Here is an 18761-nt window from a genome sequence, read left to right on the forward strand (position 1 = left end):
CCCCCCCCGCGGGGGCCCGGGGCCCCCCCCCGCTTCCGGGCCGACCGGCCCCGACGGTCAGTCCGTGTTGGCCAGGGCCGCGCGGGCCGGGGGCTCGCGGAGGGCGGCCCAGGTCGGGAGGAGTGTCGCGGCCAGTGCGAGCGTCGCCGCCGTGCCGACGACCGCGCCGAAGATCCACAGGGGCCCGGACGGCACCCAGCTCTCCGAGGCCGCGACGCTGAACGGGATCAGCGAGGTGGACGCGGCCACCGCGCCCAGCGCCACGCCCATCGCGGTGGCGAGCAGCGCCTCCAGCGTCATCATCCGCAGCACCTGGGCCACGGAAGCTCCGGAGAGCCGCTGCAGTCCGAACTCCCGGCGCCGGTTGCGGGTGGCCATCACCAGCGAGTTGACGACGGAGATCGCCGTGTAGCCCACGATCAGGCCGACCATCAGGTAGTTGATCCACGCCTGGGTTCGCGCGTCCTCCGCGTTCGCCGCCTCGAGCGCCTCGCGCCCCGCGACCGCCACGCCCGGCCGCTCCTCGGCCAGCCCGGCCAGCGCGGCGGTCGCGTCCACGCCGGGCCGGGCGGTCACGAGGAGTTGCTCCGGCAGGCCCTCGGTGGTGTGCCGGGCGAGCAGCGAGGCCGGGGTGAGCGCGCTCTCGTAACCGGCCCGGCCCTCGAAGAGCGCCACCACCCGCACCGTTTCGGTGCCCCGGTCGCCGAGGCGCAGCCGGAGCGTGTCGCCGAGGCCCACGCCCGCGTCGTCCGCCCGCGACTCGGGCAGTGCGATCGCCCCGCCGCGCAGCTTGTCCAGGGTGCCGGAGGTGACGGTGACCGCCGTCGTCTCCGTGACGCCGTCGGCGCTGACCCCCTGGAGCGGCAGCCCGTCCTCGTCCTGCCCGGAGCTGCCCTTGCCCTCGATGAATCCGGTGCTGGTCACATACGCTCCGGCGGCCTTGATGCCGTCGGTCGCGCGGACCGCCTCGAGCAGGTCCGGGCCCACGCCGCCCGCCGCCGAGGTGACCACGGCGTCGGCGCGCAGATTCTCCTTGAACGCCGCCTCACTGGCCGCTACCTGGGTGGTCTGCAGGTAGAGCTGCCCGGTGGCGATGCCGGAGGCCAGCATGATCGGGGTGACGACGGCGGCCAGCCGTACGGTGCGTGCCCGGCAGTTGAGTACGGCCATCTCGCCGCCCACCCCGCTCAGTGCCCGCACCGGACCGGACAGCAGTACGGTCATCATCTTGGTCAGGCCGGGGCCGAGGAGGGCGAGGCCGACCGCGGCGGCCATCACGGTGGGGCCCGCGGTGCTGGCGGCGATGGGTCCGTCGAACACCAGCACGGTGACGATCATGAGGGCTGTCGCACCGGCCAGGAAGAGGATCGCCAGGATCAGGCGCACCGGGTGCAGCCAGCGCTGTTGCAGTGCGGCCTCGGCCAGCGCCTCGGTGGGCCGGGCGCGGACCGCGCGGCGCGCACCGATCCAGCCGCCGAGCAGCGCGGTGATCAGCAGCGCGCCGCCCGCCGCGACCGCCGGTATCCAGCCGAGGCTGTACTCGACGACGTCCTCGACCAGGCCGCCGTCGACCAGCCGCTCGAACAGCCAGCGGCTCACCACCGGACCGGCGAACCATCCGGCCACCGCCGCCAGCACCGTCACCATCAGCGTCTCGCCGAGCAGCATCCGGCGCAGCTGCCGGGGAGTGCCGCCGACCGCCCGCATCAGGGCGAACTCCCGCTGCCGCTGCTGGACGGAGAGCGCGATCGTGGACGAGACGACGAAGATGGCGACCGTGGTGGCCAGCCCGCCGAAGACGGCCGCCAGCACGATCAGGTCCTCCTTGCCGGTGAGCACGTCGGGATGCTCGACGGCGCCCCGGTCGTCGCCGGTCAGCACCTTGACGGGCGCGTCGCCGGCCGCCTTCGCGATCGCCGACTTCAGGGCGCCGATGTCCTGGCCCCGTGCGGCGGTGACGGCGATGTCGGTGACCACGCCGCCCGCGAGGGCGTCGGCGCGCTTGTCGGAGAAGAAGACCGTGCGCTGCGGCACGGTGTCGCCGCCCGGAGCGGGGTCGGCGACGCCGGTGACGGTGTACGTGGCGGAGTCGCCGCGCGCCGCGATCCGTACGGTGTCGCCGGTCTCCAGCCCGGCCGTGCGGGCGGTGCGCGCGTCCAGCACCACCTCGTCGGCACGCTCGGGGGCACGGCCGGACTCCTGGCCGCCGGGCGTCATCTCGTACGGGGTCATGGACGCCGACTGCCAGCCGTGGCCCCGTACTTCGGTACGGTCACCGGACTCGCCACGGTCGCCGGACTCGCCGCCCAGCAGCACAGCGTCGAACGTACGCTCGGCGACGGCCTCGCCCACGCCGTCGACGCCGCGCACCGCTGCGAGCAGCGCGCCGTCCAGCGGCACCCGCTCCTCCAGCACGGCGTTCTCCGCGTTGTCCGCCGAGAGGCCGGGCACCGAGAGGGAACGGTCCCCGGTGACCAGCACGTCGGCTCTGGCCAGCCGTTCGGGCGGCGCGTTGTTCCGTACACCCGTCTCCAGCAGTCCGCCGCAGGCCATCACGATGGTGACGCCGAAGAAGAGGGCGAGGAAGGTCGCCACGAAGGCGCCCATCCGGAAGCGCAGGGTGCGCCCGGCGAGTACCAGCATCAGCGCACACCCCCCTTCGCACCGTCGGCGCCCTTGGCGGTGGCCTGGGCGACGGTCATCCGCTCGGCGACGGCGTCGGCGGTCGGCGCCCTCAGCTCGTCCACGAGACGGCCGTCGGCGAGGAAGATGACGCGGTCCGCGTACGAGGCGGCCACCGGATCGTGGGTGACCATGACGATGGTCTGGCCCGCGTCCCGCACCGTCTCGCGGAGCAGCCCGAGCACCTCGGCGGCGGTACGGGTGTCCAGCGCGCCGGTCGGCTCGTCCGCGAAGAGCACGGCGGGGCGGACGACCAGCGCCCGCGCGACGGCGACCCGCTGCTGCTGGCCGCCGGACAGCTCGGCGGGGCGGTGCCCGGCCCGCTCGGTGAGGCCGACCTGCGCGATGACCTCGGCGATCCGGTCCCTCTTCGCCCGCTTGCCCGCGAACTTCAGCGGCAGCGTGATGTTCTGCGCGGCGGTCAGCGCGGGCAGCAGGTTGAAGCTCTGGAAGATGAAGCCGATCCGCTCCCGGCGCAGCTTGGTCAGCGCCGTCTCACGCAGGGCGCCCAACTCCTGCCCCTCCAGCGTCACCGACCCGCTGGTGGGCCGGTCGAGTCCGGCCGCGCACTGGAGCAGCGTCGACTTGCCGGAGCCTGAGGGGCCCATCACGGCCGTGAAGCTGCCGGGGGCGAAGCCGATGGAGACCCCGTCGAGCGCGGCGACGGACGCGGCCCGGCCGCTCTTGCCGTAGACCTTGCGGACGTCGTCCAGCCGTACCGTCCACCTGCCGTCCCCGGCCCGGTGCGCCAGGGGAAACCCCAAGTCGTCGTACGTATGCTGGCTGGTCACGGCTGCCTCCGCGCTCTCGGCCCCGGTGTGTTCCGGTGCTCTGGGCTGTCCTCCATGACGCTATGGAGAACGGGGCGCCGGGCCCATGGCAGTACCCGGCCTCCTGAGGTGGCGCCAGCACCACCCCTGCTTACCCCAGGCACCCCCAGGAAACCGTCAACCGGCCGGTGGACGCCATGCCCGGCCCGCCGCATGCCGATGATTTTCTCCGCGGTCCGGAGTCAGTACGGATGAGAACGATCAGCACACACAGATCAGCACACAGAGATCACGACACACAGATCACGACACACGGAGACCTCAGATGCGCAATCTGATCAGCACAGCCTTCGTCTCGCTGGACGGCGTCGTGGAGGCCCCGGGCGGCGAGCCGGGCTACCGGAACTCCGGCTGGACCTTCAAGGACGTCGAGTTCCTCCCGGAGGCGTACGAGATCAAGGGGAAGGAGCAGCAGGAGGCCACCGCGTTGATGATGGGCCGGGTCAGCTACGAGGCGTTCAGCCCCGTCTGGCCGGCCATGGAGGAGTTCACCGACTACAAGGCCATGCCGAAGTATGTCGTCTCCACCACCCTCGGCGAGGACGGTCTGGTCTCGAACTGGGGTGAGATCACACTCCTGCGCTCGCTCGACGAGGTCGCCGCGCTGAAGGAGACCGAAGGCGGCCCGATCATCGTCCACGGCAGTGCCGCGCTCAACCGGAGCCTCTCCGACGCCGGCCTGATAGACCGCTACCACCTGCTCGTCTTCCCGCTGCTGCTCGGCGCGGGCAAGCGGCTGTTCAGCGACACGGACAAGGACGCCCAGAAGCTGAAGCTGGTGGAGCACGAGGCTTACGCCAACGGCATGCAGAAGAACGTCTTCGACGTCGTCCGCTGACGCGAAGCGACTCGCCGGGAGCACGTCGGACGCTCCCGGCCGCCGCTCCGCGCCGCGCCGTGACGGAGCAGAGCAGAGCAGAACAGAACAGAACAGGACGGGACTACTTGCCTGCCTGCAGCGCCGTCCAGGACGCGTTGCCCACGATGCCGTCGACGTCCAGCTTGCGACTGGTCTGGTAGTCGCGGACCGCCTGCTCCGTGTTCGGCCCGAAGGCGCCGTCGGCGTCGACGGTGCGGCCCAGCGCGGCCGTGAGCGCGCGTTGCAGCCGCTCCACGCCCGCACCGCTGTCACCGTTGCGCAGCACCGGCTTCGTACCGGCTGAGAGCAGCGCCGTCCAGGTCCTCTTCCCGACCGTGCCGTCGGCGGTCAGTCCCCGGGCGCGCTGGAAGGAGGTGACGGCGGCGGTGGTCTTGGGCCCGAAGTCGCCGTCCACGGTGCCCGCGTCGAAGCCTCCCTGGTTGAGGAGGTACTGCGCGGCGTTGACCTGCGCGCCCGAGGAACCCTCCCGGAGGGTGTCGTAGGACGCGAAGCTCAGCTCGGGCGCGGTGTCGCTGGAGCCCCCGACGAGCTGCATGTAGTAATCCCAGTCCCAGTTCGAGCCCGGGTCGGTGTGGTCGTTGCCCGGCACCTCGCTGTGCCCGACGACATGGGCGCGGTCCTTGGGGATGCCGTACTCCTCGCACAGGTGGCTGGTCAGGGCCGCCGAGGAGCGGTACATCGCGTCGGTGAACCAGGAGGGGTTGTCGACGTAGCCCTCGTGTTCGATGCCCACCGAGTACGCGTTGCCGGAGCGTGCGTGCCAGGCGGTGTCGCGGTCCCGCACCATCTGGGTGATGTCACCGTCCGAGGAACGTACGAGGTAGTGGGCGCTGACGTCCGAGGAGGGGTTCTGGAACCAGCTGATGCTCCCGGCGTACGACCCCTGGGTGACGTGGACGACCACCGCGCTGATCGGCGAGGAGCGGCCGGAGGAGTAGTTGGACGAGTCGGCCGGGACCCAGTGGGCGTCCGGGTAGTCGCTGCTCCGGGTCTTCGCTTCGGCGGGGCCGGATCCGTCCAGTGAGGGGACGTCGGCGTACTTGCCGCGCTCGGGGGCCAGGTCCGGTGCCTCGGCCGTGACCCGCTCGCCGCCGGGCACCCGGGTCTCGATCCCCTGGTCGAGCAGGCGGTAGACGGTGTCCGCGTAGAGCCGGGCGGTGGAGTCGTCGCGGGCGCCGCCGTATGCGGCGACCGCGGGGTACCAGGCGGCCGGGTCTCGGCGCTCGGCGCGGTCCAGGCCGATGTCGTCGGCGTATGCGCGCAGTACGGCGGCTCCGCCGTGGATGTTGGCGGCCGTGTCCTGCTTCAGCTCCGCCGCCCCTTCGCCGGTCAGCTCCTCGGCCCGTTCCAGGGTGTGGTGGTGGGGGTTGCTGACCAGGTGCATCACGCCGTAGCCGTTGGCGTGACTGGGTTTGCCGCCGTGGCTGTCGAGGCGCGTCTCCCCGTAGCCGACGGCGACCAGCAGGTCGCGGGGGACCTGGTACTCCTCGGCGGCCTGGGAGAACGCCCGGTTCACCGGTGCGGACGGGCCGGGGCCGGCGGGTCCGGCCGGTCCTGCGGGCGCGGCGCCGGCCGGCTGGACCGTGGCGAGCAGGGCCGCGACGGCTACACCGCCGAGGGCGGTGCTCCGCAGCCGCCGCCAGAGTGCTGGTCGTCTGGACAAGGTGACCTCCTGTGGGGAGCCTCAGCCGATGCAGGCATGAGCGTGAACATGATGCGGGCATGACAAGATCACTCGTACACAGCAAGGAACCAGCAAGGAGGTGCCCCCACTGTGTAATGAGAATGGTGGTGCGCGCTACGCGCGTCAACCAGGCGGCACGGGCTGCTCCGGGTGGTTTTGTGATCACGGAGTGTCAGGGGGGCGAGCCGGGCCCGTGCCGACCGTTAGGATTTCGGCCATGGCGGCCACTGGAACTGAGCAGACGGAACAGGCGGAGCAGACTGAGCGTGCGGAGCAGGCGGAGGGCCGGGCGTACTACGTCTCGACCCCCATCTACTACGTGAACGACGCTCCCCACCTGGGCCACGCCTATACGACCGTCGCGGGCGACGTGCTCACACGCTGGCACCGCCAGCGTGGCGAGAAGGTGTGGTACCTCACCGGCACCGACGAGCACGGGCAGAAGATCATGCGCACCGCCGAGGCCAACGGGGTCACCCCGCAGGCGTGGTGCGACCGGCTCGTCGAGGAGGCGTGGAAGCCCCTCTGGGAGCACCTGGACATCGCGAACGACGACTTCATCCGCACGACCGAGGCACGGCACACCGCCCGCGTGCAGGAGTTCGTCCAGGACCTCTACGACAAGGGCGAGATCTACCAGGGCGGTTACGAGGGTCCGTACTGCGTGGGCTGCGAGGAGTACAAGACCTCCGGCGAACTGCTGCCCGGCGAAGGCGAGTTCGAGGGCCAGCTGCTCTGCCCGATCCACAAGAAGCCGGTGGAGATGCTCAAGGAGGAGAACTACTTCTTCAAGCTCTCCGAGTACGGCGCCAGGCTGCTGGAGCACTACGAGCGCAACCCCGGTTTCATCCAGCCCGAGTCCGCGCGCAACGAGGTGATGAGCTTCGTACGGCAGGGCCTCGAGGACCTCTCCATCTCCCGGTCGACCTTCGACTGGGGCGTGAAGGTCCCCTGGGACGACAAGCACGTCATCTACGTCTGGATCGACGCGCTGCTCAACTACGCGACCGCCGTGGGCTACGGCGCCGACCAGAAGAAGTTCGCGGAGACCTGGCCCGCCGACGTCCACCTGGTCGGCAAGGACATCCTCCGCTTCCACGCGGTGATCTGGCCCGCGATGCTGATGGCGAACGGGCTGCCGCTGCCCGGGAAGATCGCCGCCAACGGCTGGCTGATGGTCGGCGGCGAGAAGATGTCGAAATCCAACCTGACCGGTATCTCCCCGCAGCAGCTCACCGAGCACTTCGGCGTCGACGCGTACCGCTGGTACTTCCTGCGCGCCATCGCCTTCGGCCAGGACGGCTCCTTCTCCTGGGAGGACTTCACCGCCCGCTACACCAGCGAACTGGCAAACGACTTCGGCAACCTCGCCTCCCGGGTCGCCGCGATGGTCGGCAAGTACTTCGACGGCAAGCTGCCCGCCGCCGGCTCCGGCACGGCGGGTGAGGCGGGTGCCGCCGAACAGGCCGTCGCGGACGGCCTGACGCGGGCGGTCGCGGAGGCCGACCGGCGGATCGGCGAGGAGCTGGACTTCGCCGGAGGCATCGCGGCGGTCTTCGACTTCATCAAGCAGGTGAACGGCTATCTGACCGAGCAGGCGCCCTGGAAGGTCGCCAAGGACACCTCCGAGGAGGCGCAGACCCGGCTCGCGGCGATCCTCTACACCGCCGCCGAATCGCTCCGCGCCTGCGCGGTGCTGCTCAATCCCGTCATGCCGGAAACCTCCGGCAAGCTGTGGGCCTCGCTGGGCGCGGAGCCCGCCCTCGGCGCGCTCGCCGACCAGCGCGTCCAGGACACGGGCCGCTGGGGCCAGCTCCCGGCGGGCGTCACGGTCACCAAGGGCGCGGTCCTCTTCCCCCGCCTGGAGGAGCCGAAGACCAGCTGACCGGAGACCTGGTGAAGACAGTGTTGCCCGGGACGCTGAAGCGTTCCGGGCAACGTGCGTGAGCGGCAGCGACGAAGCTGCCGGGAAAGCCGCAGGTCCGCCGTCTCAGGATGCGGCCGTCGGGTTCGCCGATCCGGCGGCGCGGCGGTGTTCGGCGTTGATGCGCTGTGCTTCTTCGAGCTGGTCCTCGAGGATGACGATGCGGCAGGCGGCCTCGATGGGGGTGCCCTGGTCGACGAGTTCCCGGGCGCGGGCCGCGATGCGCAGCTGGTAGCGGGAGAAGCGGCGATGGCCGCCCTCGGAGCGCAGCGGGGTGATCAGGCGGGCTTCGCCGATAGCGCGGAGGAAGCCCTGGGTGGTGCCGAGCATCTCGGCGGCGCGGCCCATCGTGTAGGCGGGGTAGTCGTCGTCATCGAGACGTCCGAACGAGTCGTCTGCTGTCATTGCACCTCTCTGTGGAACGCGTTGAGGGGCCCTGATGCCATTTGGCACCAGGGCCCCGAAGGAACTGCTACACCATCTGCCGACCCTGGTACTGCGTCGGCCTTCTGTTTCCGCAGACCCGACCAAGATGCTGTCGGGGGTACGGGGATCGCGGTTGCTTGACCGGAGACCACCTCACTATCGATGTCCTGCGGTACCCGGGCTCAGTGATTCCGCCCGGGCGATCCTGATGGCGCTCAACTCCTCCGTTCTTCCCTCTTGATCAACTACTTACCAACGGGGGACTGCGTACTGCTGGTACTACTGATACTGCGAACTGCAGGTGGCCTGTGACAGCGCCACTCTTCGGCAGCCAGCCCCGTCGCCCATCGTGCGTCTGCTCTGGCTTGGAACCCCACTGCCGAACTTCCCGGTGCGCGCGTCCGCAGCCGACGCCTTCACCGAGGTGCTGCTCACTGACTTTGCTGCTGGTACTGAGAACTGCACTTGCGGGTACTGCCACCTGCGGTACTGCTCTTGGCGGCCCCTGATCACTGCGGGCCACCCAGTGCGGTCGCCAGTCCCGTCGCCTTCCTGCAACAAGCATGGCTTCGGTACTCCACCACCGCACCGTCCTGCGCACTGCAACTGCGTGTACTGCTGCCCGGCAGTTCGTCTCTGCCGGGCCTTGCTGATCTCGGCTACAAGAGAAACCATACCCACACCACCGCCCGATGTCTACTCCCGCCGTCATAGCTTTCCGCGTGTCCGACGGTGGGGTAATCGGACCCTGGCGGGTTAAGCGTCCCGCCGCTCAGCGCGGCTCCGGGACCGTCGCGAACAGTTCGCACGCCTCGTCCGGCGTCAGTTCGCGCAGCTCCTCCGCGACGAGCACCCACCGCGTGATGCCGACCGACTCCAGGAACGCCAGGTCGTGACCGGCGATCAGGAGCGCACCCTCGTACGACCGGAGCGCGCTCGTCAGCTGCCGCACGCTCGCCAGGTCGAGGTTGTTCGTCGGCTCGTCCAGCAGCAGCAGTTGCGGGGCCGGTGCGGCCAGCATCATCGCCGCGAGGGCGGCACGGAAGCGTTCCCCGCCGGAGAGCGTGCCCGCCCGCTGTTCCGCCCGCGCCCCCTTGAAGAGGAAGCGCGCCAGCTGGGCGCGGATGTGCTGCTCGGTGACCCCGGGGGCCAGCCGGGCGACGTTCGCCGCGACGCTCAGCTCCTCGTCCAGCACGTCGAGCCGCTGCGGCAGGAACCGCAGCGGCACATGGGCCTCGGCCGTGCCGGACAGCGGCGCCAGCTCCCCGGTGAGGGTGCGCAGCAGCGTGGTCTTGCCCGCGCCGTTGCGCCCGACGAGGGCGATCCGCTCGGGCCCCCGCACCTGGAGATCAGCTCCGCTCTCGCCCCCGCGCAGCGTGCCGAAGCGGGGCCGCACGTCGTGCAGGCTGAGGACTGTGCGGCCCGCGGGCACCGCCGTGCCGGGCAGGCTCACACGGATCTCCGCGTCGTCACGGATGGCGTCCGCCGCCTCCTCGCGGCGTTCGCGCGCCTCGCTGAGCCGGTCCTCGTGCAGGTTGCGGAGCTTGTCCCCCGACACCTGCGCCGCACGCTTGCGCTCACCCGCGACGATCCTGGGCGCCCGGCGCTGCGCGTCCAGCTTCTTGCTCTGCCGCTGGCGGCGCGCCACCTTCGTCCGGGTCTCCTCCAGCTCGCGCTTCTGCCGACGCACGTCCGCCTCGGCGGCCCGCAGCGTCCGCCCGGCCGCCTCCTGCTCGGTGGCCAGCGCCTCCTGGTAGGCGGACCAGCCGCCTCCGTACCAGCTCACCGAGCCGGAGCGCAGTTCGGCGATGCGGTCCACGCGCTCCAGCAGTTCACGGTCGTGGCTGACCACGACCAGGACGCCGGAGCGCCAGGAGTCCACGGCCTCGTAGAGCCTGCGGCGCGCGAACACGTCAAGATTGTTCGTCGGTTCGTCCAGCAGGAGGACGTCCGGACGTTCCAGCAGCAGCGCGGCCAGGCGGAGCAGTACGGTCTCGCCGCCGGACATCCGGCCCACCGTGCGGTCCAGTCCGAGCTCGCCGAGCCCGAGCGAGCCCAGAGTCGCCAGGGCCCGTTCCTCGACGTCCCAGTCGTCGCCGACCGTCTCGAAGTGCTCCTCGCGCACGTCCCCGGCCTCGATGGCGCGCAGCGCGCAGCGCCGCCCGGCGATGCCGAGCGCCTCGTCGACGCGCAGGTCCGTATCCAGGGTGAGGTTCTGCGGCAGATAGGCGAGGCTGCCGCCGACGGTCACCGAGCCCCGGGCGGGGCGCAGCCGTCCGGCCAGCAGCCGCAGCAGTGTGGACTTCCCGGTGCCGTTGGCGCCGACGAGACCGGTCCGGCCGCGCCCGACGCTGAGCGACAGTCCGTCGAAGACGGCCGTGCCGTCCGGCCACCGGAAGGCCAGGGCGGAGGCGGTGAGCGAAGCGCCGGGTGTGGTCGCTGCCGTGGGCGGGATGGGTGTCGCCATGGGGTTCTCGCAGTTCTCGCAGCCGCAAACGCGGTGGACGGGGGGCTTCGTCTGCGAGCACCACGCGGCGAGGAACCGGACCGGAAGACCGGAGGACGGCTCAGTGCACCGAGGTCGCATCCACGCGAGGTCACGGGCGCCGGAGAGGGCGCTACGGCGTGACGGGCGTACGGCAGCGAGTAGCTGGAGCGTACGGCGCGGTGATCGCGAACCTCAGATGCGCAACGTCCACCTCAATCGGAGACAACAGAGCCACCCTCACGGTAGCGACCGAACCGCCGGGTCCGCAACGCCGTTCCCCCCACTGGCGGCACGGCCGTCGGCCGGACCGTCAGCGGTAGTAGCCCTCCACCACGGCCCGTACCTCGTCGAGCAGCGCGGGACCGTCCTGCGGTACGGGAGGCTGGCCGCTGTCCGGCCGGATGTCCAGAAGCTGCTCGTTGGAGAGGGCGAACACCACCCGCCGCAGCCCGGCCCGCTGGATGGCCGCCTCGCACATCCCGCACGGCTGGCAGCTGGTGTACATCGTGGTTTCCGCCGCCGCGGCCGCGTCCAGCTCCCTCGCGGCCCATCGCGCCAGCTTCAGCTCCGGGTGCGCGGTGATGTCCCTGTCGGTGAGAGTCGTGTTGTACTCCTCGGCCAGGACCGTCCCGTCCGGCCCCGACAGCAGCGATCCGAATGGCGGGTTGCCTACCGCCCGCCCCTCGGCAGCGAGCTCGATGGCCCGCCGGAGGAGGGTGTGATCCTGGTTGCGGTCGTCGTCGGATGTGCTCATGACTGCTCCCTTGCTGTGCTGCCGGGTGGGCTGAGGTGCGCGGCGACCGTGGCGAGTGCCTGCCAGCCCGCCTGCGGGTGGCAGGTCTCACGGGGGTCGCCGTCGTACGGGTCGAGGATGACGGACTCGGCACCCAGCAGCCGCAGTTGGTCGAGATCGTCCATGATCTGGTCGATCGTGCCCTCTCCGGCGAGCCGTTGCGGTCCGCTGACCGGTGCGTCGGTGAGTCTGAGGGCGATCCGCGGCGCCAGGGCGGGCACGGGCACGTGCTGCTCGTCCGCGAGCACCTTCAGCCTGACGGCGGCCTCGCGCAGCCACGGCACGGTGCGGCGCAGCGGATGCCACGCGTCCCCGAACCGCACGGCCCGGCGCAGCCCCGCGTCGCTGTTCCCGCCGACCCACACCGGAATCCTTTGGCTCCCGTCTCCCTTCCCGCTTCCGTACGAGGCGGTGTCCGCCCATGCCGCACGGATGTCCCGCAGGTGGTCGTCGGTCAGCCGTCCCCGCTGCTCGTACGGAATCCCGAGCGCGGCGAACTCCTGCCGTGCCCAGCCCACCCCCACGCCGAGAACCAGTCGGCCGCCGCTGAGCTGATCCAGGTTGGCCGCCATCCGGGCGGTGAGCAGCGGGTGCCGGTAGGGGACGATGAGGACCGTCGTGCCCAGCTGGACCCGGGTGGTGATCCCGGCCAGCCAGGACAGCGTGGTGAAGGGCTCGTAGAAGGGCGCCGGATACTGCTCGGCGACATCGGGCGTGATGGCTATGTGGTCCGAGACCATCAACAGGTCGAAACCCAGGCCCTCGACCATCTGGGCCCAGCTGCGCAGGGCTCCCGGGTCGGTGCCGGGGCCGAAATTGAGTACGTTGACTCCGATTTTCACGCTCCTGAGCCTAGCCAGGCCGCACCGGCCTCTTGAAGGGATTCCTGCCTGTCCGCTGGGCCTTCGACCGTGCATTCACCGGTAATATGAGCGGATGACCGAGAGTCTCGACGCGACGGACTGGGCGATCCTGGCCGAGGTCCAACGGGAGGGCCGGATCGCGTTCACGGAGCTGGCCCGGCTGGTGAACCTGAGTCCGTCGGCGACGACGGAGCGGGTGCGGCGACTGGAGACGGCCGGGGTGATCACCGGGTACCGGGCGGAGGTGGACCTGGAGCGGGCCGGATATCCGGTGCTGGCGGTGGTCCGGCTGAAGTATCCGGGGCCGGGCACCAGGCACGAACCGTTGCGCCGGCTGCTCGGCGAGCGCCCGGAGATCCTGGAGTGCCTCCGCACCACCGGTGACGACTGCTACGTCCTGAAGGTGGCGGCCACGTCGATGGCCCACCTGGAGGAAATGGTCGACACGCTGGCCCAGTTCGGCAGCACGACGACCAACCTCGTCCTCAGCCGCCCGCTCCCCTTCCGCGGCCCGCAAGTACCCGAGGCTCCCACCCGGGCGCACTGACGCCACTCAGCCGGGCAAGTCCCCGGCCTTGGCGGCGGTGACGAAGGAGGACCACGCGGCGGTCCCGAAGACGAGCGCCGGGCCGTGCGGGTTCTTGCTGTCACGGACGGGGACGACGCCGGGGATACCGGAGGCCACCTCGATGCAGTTGCCTCCGTTGTCGCCGCTGTAGCTGCTCTTGACCCACGTTGCCGAGCTGAGATCGCGCCTCTTCATGCTGCTCGTACCCTTCCCTCACTTCGCTGATCAGAGCGGCAGACTCCCCGGCTGACAGAGCGTCTGCCCGGAGCACATCATAGGTCTGGCTATGGCTGCCGTAGACGGCTGGATCGTCGCTGAAATGGCCCCGGTCCAGGGATTCCGAGTAGACCCATTCGTGCCCGTCGGGCAGCTTGATCAGCGACATCGAGGTGTTGGGGGGTACGAGGCCGAGGAGGTCGGCCGGGGTGACCTGGACGCGGATGTTTGGGCGCTGCCCCACGGACAGCAGATGTGCACACTGGCCCCGCATGACGGCCGGGCTCCCCACCGCGTTACGCAGACAGCTCTCGTCCAAGACAACGAGGTACAACGGCCCGTCCGGCGCGAGGAAGCGTTGCTGACGGCTCAGACGCGCTCGCACGCGCTCCTCGACCTCTTCTTCCCTCTTGTGGCGGCGGGAGAACAGTGCCCAGGCGTAGTCCTCGGTCTGCAACAGACCTGGCATGACCTGCGTTTGGTACTCACGCAGCGCGACCGCTTCGGCGTCCATCGCGGCGCGGCGTTCGAACCAGTCGGGGTGCTCCACCTCGGGGTACCAGTCGATGCGCGACCACAGGCGCAGCAATACCCCGCCCGTGCCCAGCAGTTCGTCACACGCCTTGGCGAAGGTGTCCTGCGGCACACGGCTGCCCGCCTCGACGCGCGCCACGTGCGAGCGGTCGCACGGGATCTTGCGCGCCAGGGCTTCCTGAGTGAGGGCTGCCGCCTCCCGGTGATGTCTCAGCACCTCGCCGAACACGGCGGCGGTGGTGGTGACCGCTGCTCCCCCTGTGGCGTTGCCTCGGCTCACCGCGTCCCCCTTCGTGACAGTCGGCCAGTGGCACGCGTTCAGCGTTGTGCCCGTACCTCTCTCTGGGCAACGCTGGATGCACCCACCGTAACGGGCCGCGCAGCCGACTGCGACCCGTTCCCGAATGAGCGCGCGCGTCACGCACAAGACTGGAGTTGACGACATGGCCCATGCGATCGCGAGGCTGTTCGTGCCGCTGTTGCGGCTTCTGCTGCCCCCTGCGGGGCAGCATCGCTGCCCCGCCGAGCCGCCTCCGGCCGCGTTGCCGTTCGCCCCGCCGACCGCGCCTCGGCCGCTCATGCCTGCGCCGGTACTGCTGCGAGGAGAGGACAGTGCCCTCGTGCGCCCCTACGTCCTCACGCCCGAAGAACGCCAGGAAGCGCGTCAGCAGCAGGTGCGGCGACGGGTGTTGTGGCTGGCCGTGCACGGCGTCGACGCCGGGCCGCGTTGGATCCACGGCATGGAGGTGACCGCGTGAGGAGCTACGACCGGACCACCGCTCCCGCACCCGGCCTGCGGCTGCTGCCGTGGGAGGACGGCACCGGCAAACCGTGCTTCCTCAGCTCGGACGGTCCCGGAGGCACCCTGTGGCAGCTCGCGGACGAGATCGAGGCCGACCAACTACGCGACGGCGCCTGCGTACTCACGGGCGCACGGGCCGTACTGGAGGACCACAAGGCCGGGGAGTACGCACTGCGGCATGCGCTGCGAGCGACGACGCACTCCCTGCGCGCCGTACTACGCGTCGCCGACAGCCGCGGCGCACGCCTGCCCGGCCCGGACCACGACCACAACCACGACCACGGAGACGACGACCACGACGGGCAGTGGCCTCCCGCTGGAGCCGTCCGGTGACTCGGACATGCCTCGCTACCCGGTGGACCGGCGCGTCCAGCAGGCAGAGGCCGACGCCTGGACCGAGGCGGACCGCGAAGCGTTCACGCGCAGGCTCGCCGAGCGCATCCGTGCCGAACAGGCACGGGACAGCTGACGCGCGGGCCAGGCTCCGGTGGCCCGGTCACGTGTCATGCCCCGCCCCGCCGGCGCTCAGGTGGGGCCATGCCTCCAGGAGTCTGGGCGGGGCAGCCTGCTGCCAGGAGTCCACGAGGATGTCGCGCAGCTCGTCCCCGTTCTCCAGCACGGCGAGCCGGACCCGGACCCACGCCGAGCTGAACTCGTGCGGCGGTACCCAGAACTTCTCCGGCTCAGCCTTGATCAGCTCCTCCCGCTCCAGCCGCGGGCAGCGCACCGCGAACGACGTCTCATCGTCCGGCATCGTCACGAACATCTTCCCGGCCACCCGGAAGGTGGGCATGGCCCAGGCCACCACCTCCTTGGTCTCCGGGAGGGAGAGCGAGATACGCCGTACGTCCTCGGGGCCGGGCCGCTGCTGATCAGTCACCCGTTCATCGTAGGCAGCACCACTGACAGCGGCCCGGCACGCCTTCCTCCACTCCGCTGATACAGGCTCGACGTCACGGACCCGGACCAACACGGGCCACGACCACCACGCACGACAGGGGGAAAGTAGCGCCGGCAAGGCCCACAGCGGCGCGGTGACACGAGCCGCTGGCGCGGCGGGCGTGCGGGCCAGGCGTCGCGGGCCAGGCGGGACTTTCGAAACACGCCCCAGGAGCGTTCTAAGGAGCGGCCGGTGGCAGGGTGCGTGCCACCAGCTCGGTGAGCAGGTCGTCGAAAGGGTGAGGGGAGAGCAGCTCGGGCACTGTGAGGTCGTCGACGATCAAGCCGAGCATGGCGAGGTAGAGCAGCACCACGGTGGTGCGGTCACCGGGCAGGCCGGCGTCGAGGTGCCAGCCGATGTTGTCCTCGAGTATCGCGCTGAAGGTACGGGCCAGGTCGGCCTGCAGCTCGGGGCGCCGGGTGGCTTCCAGGCGCAATTCCAGCATGGCCAGATGGCTGCTGCGGTCGGCGCGCATCCGGCCGACGAGCTGGTGCAGCAGGGTGACCACCAGTTGGCGTGAGGGTGGCGCCTCCATGGTGGAGGCCAGTTCAGCCGGGTCGGGGGTGAGGCGCTCGTGGGTGCGGGCCAGGATCTGGCGCAGCAACTCGGCACGGTTGGAGAAGTAGTTGGACGCGGTGCCGCCGGGGACGCCGGCTTGCGTGTCGACCGCCCGCAGCGTCAGGCCGCGTGATCCCTCGCGGGCGAGGACTTCGATGGCGGCGTCGAGCAGGGCGGTCCGGCGCGCTGGGTTCTGTCGCAAGGAACGTCTCCGTAGAAAGCCATTGACACCACTGCAAGTACAGTACTACGTTCAAACCACTGTAAGTAAAGTACATTGACCGCAGGACCTGTCTCGGAACCATCGGCACCCAAGCTGCGCTCGGCGCCCCGGCCCGTCCGCTGCCACCCGACTTCGATCGGCCCACCGAAAGAGTTACCCGTATGCGCAAGTTGACCTACTGCATCGCCAGCTCACTCGACGGCTTCATCTCAGCCCCTGACGGCAGCGACCCCACGGGCCCGGACGGCTTCTGGCCGATCGGAGAGGACTACGTGGCCCACCTCGCCGCCGTCTACCCGGAGATCCTGCCCGCCCCGGCCAGGGCCGCGCTCGGCGTCACGGCGGAGGGCACCCACTTCGACACCGCGCTGGAGGGCCGCCGGACGTACCAGAACGGGCTGGATGCCGGGATCACCGACGCCTACCCGCACCTGCGGCACCTGGTCTTCTCCCGCACGCTGACCGAGAGCCCCGACCCTCGCGTGGAGCTGGTCGGCACCGACCCCGTGGCGAAGGTACGTGAGCTCAAGCAGGAGGAGGGCAAGGGCATCTGGCTGATGGGCGGCGGCAAGCTGGCCGCGGCGCTGTACGGCGAGATCGACGCACTCATCATCAAGCTCGCCCCGCTCACCCTCGGCTCCGGCACTCCGCTGTTCGCCCCGTTGGCCGGCTTCGACCCCGTCCAGTACGAGCTGACCGACAGCACGGTCCTGAAGAGCGGCACCGCCCTCCTCAGCTACACGAGAACCGCTGGGAGCGTGTCCCAGTAGTCGGCGACCCGCTTGCGGTTCGCGACCGGTCCCATCGATCACGGCCAGCGGGCCCCTTGCCCGCTACGCCTGCCGCACGAACGGGTGCAGCTATGACATCGGGGGGCCTTGTGGGTCAGCGGGTCAGCGGGTCAGCGGCGCGGCGGCACCAAGGCTGCGGGGGTGGGGCCGTCGGGGCGCACGGTGATGCCGTACACCGCCTTCGCGGGGGTGGAGGAGAAGGCCAGGGTGTGGTCCGGCAGCAGGTGTTCGAGCAGGACCGTCGACTCGCGGAGCGCGAACTGCACGCCGAGGCAGGCCCGGGGGCCGATACCGAAGGGGAAGTAGGCGCCCGGGTGCGTGGGCCGGCCGTTCGGGGTGAGGAAGCGCCCGGGGTCGAAGTGCTCCGGGTCTGCCCACAGTTCGGGATCGCGGTGCGTGAGGTAGGGGCAGACCAGGAGGTCGGTGCCCGCCTCTACGGCGTAGCCGCCAAGGGTGTCGTCCTCGGCGGCGTGCCGGGGCAGGATCCAGGCGGACGGATACAGCCGGAGCGTCTCGTGGACAAGAGCCTGGACGGCCTGCCGCCGTTGCGCTGAGCCTTCGCCGCCGGCGGCGAGAGCCTGCTCGCGGGCGGCCGGGTACGTGTCGAGGAGCAGGTAGAGCCAGGTCAGGGTGGTGGCGGTGGTCTCGTGCCCGGCCACGAGCAGCGTGACCAGCTCGTCGCGGATCAGCCGGTCGGTGTACTCGGGATGCTCGGCGGCGGCCTCGACCAGGACGTGCAGCAGGCCCGGACCGTCGGGCCCGGCCGCGCCGCTGCGGGCGGCCTCGATGGCGTGCCGGGCGACCGCGTCGATCCGGGCGAGGTCGGCGGCAACGGCCTCCTGGGCGTCGGTGACATCTGCGGGCAGAGTCGGAAGGGCGGTCGCCACTGCCTGCACGGCGGCCAGTTCGCGCTCGGTCCCGTCATCGAGGGGGTGCCCGGTGAGAGCGCGCCAGATGGCGTCCAGGGCGAAGTGGCGCATCTCCCGCCCGACATCGAAGGTCTGCCCGGTGCGGGCGTACTCGCCCCAGCGCTCGGCGGTGGTACGGGCAGCCCCGGTGATCCGCTGTTCGTAGCGCTGCATTCCCGTACCGGTGAACTGGGACTGCAACAAGCGGCGTTGCCGCTTCCACGCCGCACCGGTGGCGGAGAGAACGCCGTCGCCGATCAGCACGCGGGCGCGGTGGGAGCGCTTGACGTACCGCTCCGGATGCCGGGCGAGTACGTGCTGGACCGCCTGCGGATCGGTGACGAGTACGGTCGGGGCCGGCCCGAGACGGAACGCGGCGACGCCGCCGAACCGCTCGCGCACCTGGGACAGCAGCTCGACCAGTTCGCCTCCCCCCGCACGCCACCGCTCCACGAGCTCAGGCTCAACTTCGGGGACCGGCCGCCCCGTTCCGGAAACGTACGGAAGGGAACCGTGACTGGCTTCGGTGTCCATGCTTCTTCTCCTGGTCAACCGCCGGGCCTGGCACCGTAAGAGAGCGCTACCACCACGGACTGTACGGGAGCGTGGCACATCGACGAACGAGATGGCCGCTCCCATGTCACAGCACCT

At 70.7% G+C, this 18761-nt stretch carries 19 protein-coding genes; 7 read left to right on the plus strand and 12 right to left on the minus strand.

What is annotated here, in order from left to right:
• Positions 1–57: 57 nt before the first annotated feature.
• Together LHJ74_RS03510 and LHJ74_RS03515 are read right to left on the minus strand one after the other, a co-directional pair.
• A complete protein-coding gene (locus tag LHJ74_RS03510) occupies positions 58–2643 on the minus strand; it encodes an FtsX-like permease family protein (protein ID WP_260215995.1) in 2586 nt (861 codons plus the stop codon).
• On the minus strand, positions 2643–3434 hold the full coding sequence (locus tag LHJ74_RS03515; protein ID WP_375546668.1) for an ABC transporter ATP-binding protein: 792 nt from the start codon (positions 3432–3434) through the stop codon (positions 2643–2645). The genes LHJ74_RS03510 and LHJ74_RS03515 overlap by 1 nt, the downstream gene beginning before the upstream one ends.
• 343 nt (positions 3435–3777) lie before the next feature.
• Between LHJ74_RS03515 and LHJ74_RS03520 the strand changes: the two genes are divergently transcribed.
• Positions 3778–4350, plus strand: coding sequence for a dihydrofolate reductase family protein (locus LHJ74_RS03520; RefSeq protein ID WP_260215996.1), 573 nt, complete (start codon positions 3778–3780; stop codon positions 4348–4350).
• Between the two features lie 103 nt (positions 4351–4453).
• On the opposite strand, the gene LHJ74_RS03525 is transcribed toward LHJ74_RS03520, so the two are convergent.
• Entirely contained in the window at positions 4454–6055 is a 1602-nt protein-coding gene (locus LHJ74_RS03525) for an N-acetylmuramoyl-L-alanine amidase (protein WP_260215997.1), read from the minus strand.
• Positions 6056–6293: 238 nt separating this feature from the next.
• Between LHJ74_RS03525 and metG the strand changes: the two genes are divergently transcribed.
• A complete protein-coding gene (metG, locus tag LHJ74_RS03530; protein WP_260215998.1) occupies positions 6294–7961 on the plus strand; it encodes a methionine--tRNA ligase in 1668 nt (555 codons plus the stop codon).
• A gap of 105 nt (positions 7962–8066) precedes the next feature.
• On the opposite strand, the gene LHJ74_RS03535 is transcribed toward metG, so the two are convergent.
• The 4 genes from LHJ74_RS03535 to LHJ74_RS03550 all read right to left on the minus strand — a co-directional run bounded on the left by LHJ74_RS03535 (position 8067) and on the right by LHJ74_RS03550 (position 12549).
• The gene (locus LHJ74_RS03535) at positions 8067–8405 is read right to left on the minus strand and encodes a MerR family transcriptional regulator (protein ID WP_260215999.1); all 339 of its coding nucleotides are present in this window, start codon (positions 8403–8405) and stop codon (positions 8067–8069) included.
• A 793-nt stretch (positions 8406–9198) separates the two neighbouring features.
• Entirely contained in the window at positions 9199–10893 is a 1695-nt protein-coding gene (locus LHJ74_RS03540; protein ID WP_260216000.1) for an ATP-binding cassette domain-containing protein, read from the minus strand.
• Positions 10894–11224: 331 nt separating this feature from the next.
• Complete coding sequence (locus tag LHJ74_RS03545) at positions 11225–11668, minus strand: nucleoside deaminase (RefSeq protein WP_260216002.1); 444 nt, start codon at positions 11666–11668, stop codon at positions 11225–11227.
• Positions 11665–12549, minus strand: a complete 885-nt coding sequence (locus tag LHJ74_RS03550) for a TIGR03619 family F420-dependent LLM class oxidoreductase (protein ID WP_260216003.1) — start codon at positions 12547–12549, stop codon at positions 11665–11667. The genes LHJ74_RS03545 and LHJ74_RS03550 overlap by 4 nt, the downstream gene beginning before the upstream one ends.
• A 94-nt stretch (positions 12550–12643) precedes the next feature.
• Between LHJ74_RS03550 and LHJ74_RS03555 the strand changes: the two genes are divergently transcribed.
• Positions 12644–13117, plus strand: coding sequence for an Lrp/AsnC family transcriptional regulator (locus tag LHJ74_RS03555; RefSeq protein ID WP_260216005.1), 474 nt, complete (start codon positions 12644–12646; stop codon positions 13115–13117).
• A 6-nt stretch (positions 13118–13123) separates the two neighbouring features.
• Here LHJ74_RS03555 and LHJ74_RS03560 read toward each other — a convergent pair whose 3' ends face one another.
• On the minus strand, positions 13124–13255 hold the full coding sequence (locus LHJ74_RS03560; RefSeq protein WP_260216007.1) for a DUF397 domain-containing protein: 132 nt from the start codon (positions 13253–13255) through the stop codon (positions 13124–13126).
• On the minus strand, positions 13218–14168 hold the full coding sequence (locus LHJ74_RS03565; RefSeq protein WP_260216008.1) for a helix-turn-helix domain-containing protein: 951 nt from the start codon (positions 14166–14168) through the stop codon (positions 13218–13220). The genes LHJ74_RS03560 and LHJ74_RS03565 overlap by 38 nt, the downstream gene beginning before the upstream one ends.
• A gap of 163 nt (positions 14169–14331) precedes the next feature.
• Between LHJ74_RS03565 and LHJ74_RS03570 the strand changes: the two genes are divergently transcribed.
• From LHJ74_RS03570 to LHJ74_RS03580, 3 genes are read left to right on the plus strand one after another with little or no spacing between them, the layout of a single operon-like run.
• On the plus strand, positions 14332–14646 hold the full coding sequence (locus LHJ74_RS03570) for a hypothetical protein (protein ID WP_260216009.1): 315 nt from the start codon (positions 14332–14334) through the stop codon (positions 14644–14646).
• Complete coding sequence (locus LHJ74_RS03575) at positions 14643–15023, plus strand: hypothetical protein (RefSeq protein ID WP_260216010.1); 381 nt, start codon at positions 14643–14645, stop codon at positions 15021–15023. The genes LHJ74_RS03570 and LHJ74_RS03575 overlap by 4 nt, the downstream gene beginning before the upstream one ends.
• A 7-nt stretch (positions 15024–15030) precedes the next feature.
• Entirely contained in the window at positions 15031–15159 is a 129-nt protein-coding gene (locus LHJ74_RS03580) for a hypothetical protein (protein ID WP_260216011.1), read from the plus strand.
• Between the two features lie 27 nt (positions 15160–15186).
• On the opposite strand, the gene LHJ74_RS03585 is transcribed toward LHJ74_RS03580, so the two are convergent.
• The gene (locus tag LHJ74_RS03585) at positions 15187–15570 is read right to left on the minus strand and encodes an MmcQ/YjbR family DNA-binding protein (RefSeq protein WP_260216012.1); all 384 of its coding nucleotides are present in this window, start codon (positions 15568–15570) and stop codon (positions 15187–15189) included.
• A 238-nt stretch (positions 15571–15808) separates the two neighbouring features.
• Complete coding sequence (locus LHJ74_RS03590) at positions 15809–16390, minus strand: TetR/AcrR family transcriptional regulator (RefSeq protein WP_260216013.1); 582 nt, start codon at positions 16388–16390, stop codon at positions 15809–15811.
• Between the two features lie 182 nt (positions 16391–16572).
• Between LHJ74_RS03590 and LHJ74_RS03595 the strand changes: the two genes are divergently transcribed.
• Positions 16573–17181 (plus strand): dihydrofolate reductase family protein, encoded by a 609-nt coding sequence (locus LHJ74_RS03595; RefSeq protein ID WP_260216015.1) that lies wholly within the window; start codon positions 16573–16575, stop codon positions 17179–17181.
• A 131-nt stretch (positions 17182–17312) separates the two neighbouring features.
• On the opposite strand, the gene LHJ74_RS03600 is transcribed toward LHJ74_RS03595, so the two are convergent.
• On the minus strand, positions 17313–18644 hold the full coding sequence (locus LHJ74_RS03600; protein WP_260216016.1) for a cytochrome P450: 1332 nt from the start codon (positions 18642–18644) through the stop codon (positions 17313–17315).
• Between the last annotated feature and the right edge of the window lie 117 nt (positions 18645–18761).

Source organism: Streptomyces gossypii, from assembly GCF_025165795.1.
In the GTDB taxonomy this organism is placed as follows: domain Bacteria; phylum Actinomycetota; class Actinomycetes; order Streptomycetales; family Streptomycetaceae; genus Streptomyces; species Streptomyces gossypii.